Source organism: uncultured Nostoc sp. (assembly GCF_937863485.1).
Lineage (GTDB): Bacteria > Cyanobacteriota > Cyanobacteriia > Cyanobacteriales > Nostocaceae > Nostoc.
In genome coordinates this window covers 1-5,748 of sequence record NZ_CALMFY010000090.1, presented here as the reverse complement: position 1 = coordinate 5,748, position 5,748 = coordinate 1, and the positions used below count along the sequence as shown (strand labels likewise).

Annotated in this window: 4 protein-coding genes; all 4 read left to right on the top strand. The window is 44.8% G+C overall.

Annotation, left to right across the window (positions count from 1 at the left end; all coding sequences use genetic code 11):
• Positions 1–210 precede the first annotated feature (210 nt).
• The 4 genes from pgmB (at position 211) to Q0541_RS12050 (ending at position 5,698) form a co-directional block, all read left to right on the top strand.
• Positions 211–3,249, top strand: coding sequence for a beta-phosphoglucomutase (gene pgmB, locus Q0541_RS12065; protein ID WP_298910314.1), 3,039 nt, complete (start codon positions 211–213; stop codon positions 3,247–3,249).
• Between the two features lie 833 nt (positions 3,250–4,082).
• Entirely contained in the window at positions 4,083–4,520 is a 438-nt protein-coding gene (locus Q0541_RS12060) for an Rrf2 family transcriptional regulator (RefSeq protein ID WP_298910312.1), read from the top strand.
• Between the two features lie 198 nt (positions 4,521–4,718).
• On the top strand, positions 4,719–5,111 hold the full coding sequence (locus Q0541_RS12055; protein ID WP_298910309.1) for a pentapeptide repeat-containing protein: 393 nt from the start codon (positions 4,719–4,721) through the stop codon (positions 5,109–5,111).
• A 98-nt stretch (positions 5,112–5,209) separates the two neighbouring features.
• Positions 5,210–5,698 carry a DUF2243 domain-containing protein gene (locus tag Q0541_RS12050; protein ID WP_298910317.1) on the top strand — a complete coding sequence of 163 codons (489 nt, stop codon included), beginning with the start codon at positions 5,210–5,212 and terminating at the stop codon, positions 5,696–5,698.
• The last annotated feature ends 50 nt before the right edge of the window (positions 5,699–5,748 follow it).

The following is a 5,748-nucleotide window of genomic DNA, read 5'->3' as shown; positions in this document are numbered from 1 at the left end:
ATTCATCCACCTTTGATACTCGTTCATCCACCTTTGATACTCGTTCATCCACCTTTGATACTCGTTCATCCACCTCGGAACTCCGTTCATCTGCCTTTGATACTCGTTCATCCACCTTAGAACTCCGTTCATCTCTCTCAAAGACTCGTTCATCCACCTTTGAACTCCGTTCATCTCTCTCAAAGACTCAAAATCCCCACTCCCCACTTTATGCAAACAAAAGGTCGTTCTCGCCATTTTATCTACACAGACTGGATATTAATCGAAACCCAGTTTGACCCTGAGGAATTGCAATCCAAAGAAACCGTCTTTACAATCGGCAATGGATACTTGGGAACAAGGGGCAGTTTTGAGGAAGGGCATCCTCATGCATTGCCAGCTACTTTCATCAACGGAGTCTATGACGATGTGCCAGTGGTGTACACTGAACTGGTAAATTGCCCGGACTGGCTACCGTTGGTAGTGATTGTGAATGGCGATCGCTTCCGTCTGGATCAAGGTGAGATATTAAGCTATGATCGCCAACTTGACCTGCGTCAAGGACTAGTGATCCGTGCCTTGCGTTGGCGTTCTCCGAGTGGGAACACCATAGATATCCATTTTGAACGCTTTGCTAGTCTTGCAGATCCGCACGTGTTGGCGCTACGCTGCAAAATAACGCCAGTAGATTTTGATGGGTTAATTGAAGTTCAAGCTAGCATTAACGGCTATCCAGAAAATCAGGGTTTCAATCACTGGGAAGGACTGGATCAGGGCAAGACAAACCAAGGAATCTGGTTGCAACGCCGCACCCGCAACTCCCGCATTGAACTCGGTATGGCAGCTAAGGTAACAATATTAGGCACTGAAGCATCTTTGCAAGTCAGTACCGCACCTGGTTATCCTACCTTGAGTACAACCTACGAGGCGAAAGCCCAACAGAGCGTAACAGTAGAAAAAATCGTCACAGTTTTTACCTCGCGGGAAATTGAAACACCAGTCCCAGCAGCTCAAGAAAAACTTGCACACCTGCCAGACTTTGCAACATTACAAAAAGCCAATCTACAGGCATGGGATGAGGTTTGGCAGCAAAGTGACATTCTCATTGAAGGGGATAGTACAGCTACTTTTGCAGTTCGCTACAATCTGTTTCAGCTGCTGATTGCTGGGCCACATAATGATGATCGGGTGAGTATTCCTGCTAAAACCCTTTCGGGGTTTGGTTATCGCGGTCATATCTTTTGGGATACAGAAATTTTTATGCTGCCCCTGTTTCTGTTTACCCAACCAGCGATCGCCCACAACTTACTCAGTTACCGCTGGCACACCTTACCAGGAGCGCAACGCAAGGCAGCCCATTACGGGTACAAAGGGGCAATGTATGCCTGGGAAAGTGCAGATACCGGAGATGAAGTGACACCACGTTGGGCACTCGAAAGTGATTTTTATGGTGAAGACGTGCGGATTTGGTGCCGCGATCGCGAAATTCATATCAATGCAGATATCCCCTACGGCATCTGGAACTACTGGCAAGCCACTGGTGACGATGAGTGGATGCAAAAGTGCGGCGCAGAGGTGATCTTGGATGCCGCCATTTTTTGGGGTAGCCGGGTAGAATTCAATCCTGAGCAGGAAAAGTATGAAATTCGGGGAGTGATCGGAGCGGATGAATACCATGAATTCGTCCACAACAACGCCTTTACAAACCGGATGGCGCAATGGCATTTAGAGAAAGCGATCGCAGTCTATGATTGGTTGGTTGACAAATTCCCCGAACGAGCCAGCGAACTAGAAGAGAAACTAAAACTCACCCCAGAAGAACGAGCGCACTGGCAAGATATCATCGCCAAAATATTGTTTTTCTATGACCCATCAACAGAACTAATTGAGCAGATCGAGGGATTTTTCCAATTGGAAGATATTAACTTAGCAGAACATGAACCACGCGATCGCTCCATGCAAGCCATCTTGGGTATTGAGAAAACCAATAAATTTCAAGTACTCAAGCAGCCGGATGTATTGATGCTGCTTTATTTAATGCGGGAATCAGCAGATTTTCCCTACAACAAAAAAGCATTGCAGACAAACTGGGACTACTACGCACCCCGCACTGACATTACCTATGGTTCGTCCCTTGGGCCAGCAGTTCACGCCATCTTAGCTTCCGATTTGGGCAAATCAACGGAAGCTTACGAACGGTTTATGCACGCGTCAATGGTGGATCTTGAAGATAACCGAGGTAACACCAAAGATGGAATTCATGGCGCTACTGCTGGTGGCGTTTGGCAAGCTGTAATTTTTGGATTCGGTGGCATCCAACTAACCGAAAATGGCCCCGTAGCCAATCCCCACCTGCCCCCTGGCTGGACACGCCTGAAGTTTAAACTGCACTGGCGCGGGAAATGGCACGAGTTCGATCTCCGTGCGGGACAAGTTGCCCAGGATATAACTAATCAACTAAAATCTCTCCAACTTTCCCTTTCTGCAAATCCCCCAAATTTCCGCTCAGAAGCTTCTGAACACCAGGCTGATTCCCCTGCCTCCCCAGTTCCCAATCCCCAATCCCAGAGCGAAGCAACCGATAACTTCAACATCCAAGGATTCATCTTCGACCTAGATGGTGTGCTAACAGATACAGCAGAACTTCATTATTTAGGTTGGCAAAAACTAGCAGATGAAGAGGGTATACCGTTTAATCGGGAGGCTAACGAAGCGTTGCGGGGTGTATCCCGTCGTGCTTCCCTGATGCTGATTCTTAAGGATAGACCGTATTCGGAAGCACAAATCGAGGAGATGATGGAGCGCAAGAATCGCTATTATGTGGAATTGATGCAAAAGATGACGCCCCAGGATTTGTTACCAGGTGCGATCGCCTTCTTGGATGAACTGCGGCAAGCTGGGATTAAAATCGGTATTGGTTCAGGTAGTAAAAATGCCCGCACAGTGATCGAGCGACTGGGCATTGCTGATAAAATAGATGCGATCGCTGACGGTTATAGTGTACAGGAACCCAAGCCAGCACCCGACCTGTTTCTGTATGCAGCCAAGCAACTAGGACTCGAACCAGAGCAATCTGTAGTTGTAGAAGATGCCGCAGCAGGTGTTGAAGCGGCTCTAGCCGCTGGTATGTGGGCAGTAGGACTCGGCCCCGCTGAACGAGTTGGAGCCGCTCATGTTGTTTTGCCCAGCCTAGCAGGGGTCAAATGGGCAGATTTAAGAGCCAAATTAAGCAACATTGCCAGACAAAAGGATTTAGGAACTTCCAAATAAAATTTGTTGAAAGTCCATAAACAAGTCAACAAAGAGGCAGAGGAGTGGAGTTAAGTAGTAGTGCAAAATTAAATATACATTTGTCATTGCCAAAGCAAAGCGAAATGTTCGCCTTATACCAATTCACGAAAACCCTGATACAGATAGATTTCTTGTAGGGGCATGGCAATGCCATGCCCTTACCAACGTATTTGTATCATTATTAAAGTGAAATGGTATTACAGCCTTTTTCCTAAAGGAGACGCTCTTGCGTTCCGGCATCCTACGGCAGGCGTTCCCGCAAGGTAGCAATTCACTTGCGGTTTGGGATTGCTTTGCTACATTTCATTTCGCTCGCAATGACATAAATAATTTTGCATAACCACTTATGATCTGCGTCCTTTGAGTATCAAAGAACTCGTTAACGGAGTTCTAAGGCTTATTAATGAGTATCAAAGACTCGTTAAACTATTTTTACACCAAGTTGCATTCTAAAACATATCTTCTCTGCCACCCCATCCCACGTTAGGGGTTCCTGCCATACACCTCTGCCTATTTGCTCCCCTGCTTCTTGGTCAACAGTTATTAAACCTATGGCATGGAACTTAAACTCAAGCGATGAAACTGATAACTAATAACTGTTAAACTCTTAAACCCAAAAGACAGTACAATAATCAATCACTTTTATTTATCGAATTAAAAGCAAAAAATAGTTGCTTCTATTCTGGAAGGTCTTTAAAGTAGAGTTAGCCTGTGAACAATAAGTTAATTGTAAAGTTTTTCTTAACAGTAGGTTAGGGAAACGAACTCAAGGACTTTGTATCTTTAAAATATGACTTCAAAATATTACGCCTGTGGTAATCTCTAACAAATCAGAATACGCACTTCTAGCCCTGTTAGAGTTGGCAACCTGCTACCCTAAGGGTGAAGCCCTACAAATTCGAGAGATAGCGGCATTGCAAGACATACCGAACCGCTATTTGGAACAACTTCTGGCAACATTAAGGCGTGGAGGTTTAATTAAGAGTATACGCGGAGCCAAAGGTGGCTATGTTCTGGCACGAGAACCTGGTAAGATTACAGTGTTCGATGCTTTTAGCTGCATGGAAGGGTCAGATATTGTTGTCTCTAATTGTGAGCCGACTCCCAACACGGTAGAAGGTGAGCTAATTCAGGAAGTCTGGCAGGAAGCACGTCAGGCTGCTAACTCCGTTTTGGAAAAATATACACTCCAAGACCTTTGTGAGCGAAGATCAATCCGCAAGCAGAAGGAACTCATGTATTACATTTAGGAAGGATGAAGTGAGAGAATTTTCATCCTTAGAAACGTGGATTAAATAAAATACAAAACTTCATCCTTTATCTTGCTTCCCTCTCCTTATAAAGGAGAGGGATTGAGGGTGAGGTAAGTCAGGGACATAAATTCTATGTTATTTAATTCTTATTCCTTAATATCAAAGTAATAACGAGATAACCCATGAGGCTGTTATATGCCTGAAGTCAATTCTCAACAGCCGATAAATAGTGCCGCTACTCTTATGGAGAGTTATGCAGCCGGAAAACGAGATTTTAGTAAAGCAGAACTGGGTGATGCTGATTTGCAAAGCATTAACTTGAAAGGATCTGATCTCAGTTATGCTGACTTGAGTGAAGCTAACTTGAGTGGCGCTAATTTGAGGGGAACTGACCTGAGCTTTGCCGATTTAAGTCAAGCTAATCTCAAGGATACTGATCTTAGGGGAACATTGTTGATGTCAGCGAATCTGTGCCAAGCTGACCTCAAAGGAGCGAACCTGGAAAAAGCAGACTACGATCGCAGCACCCATTTTCCTCAAGATTTCGACCCAGTGAAAGCGGGTATGCAGATTAAATTTGAAAATTGATTAATTTAAGTTGAATGATCGTACTTGCCTCAAGATAGAAGATTTTTTTCCCAAAAGATGTTGTATTTTGGTAAGAAAGCCGATCTATGAGGTTGACAATGGAGGCAAAAAGTGAAACCTTCTACCAACGCGCACCGCTAATTAGTGCTGGAATTTGTCTTGGTGTGGGTCTTGGAGGATTTCTTGATGGAATTTTACTGCATCAGCTCCTCCAGTGGCATCATATGCTCAGTAGCATTCGACCTCTGACAAACACGGCGAATATAGATTTGAACATGGTATGGGATGGGTTATTTCATGCCTTGGATTGGATATTCACCGTGGTAGGACTTGTGTTGCTATGGCGTGCAGGAGGGCGTGATGATGTTCCTTGGTCATCACAAACCTTTATTGGGTCAATAGTGATTGGATCTGGGTTATTTGACTTCGTTGAAGGTCTAATTGACCACCAAATTCTCGGTATCCATCATGTGAAACCAGGCCCAAATCAGTTAGTTTGGGATCTAGCATTTCTTGCATTCGGTGCGCTACTTATTGTTATCGGCTCGATAGTGATAAAAAAAGAGTCAGTAGTCAATAGTCAATAGTCAATAGTCACGGGCATGAGGCATGGGGCATTGGGCATTGGTTATTTCCC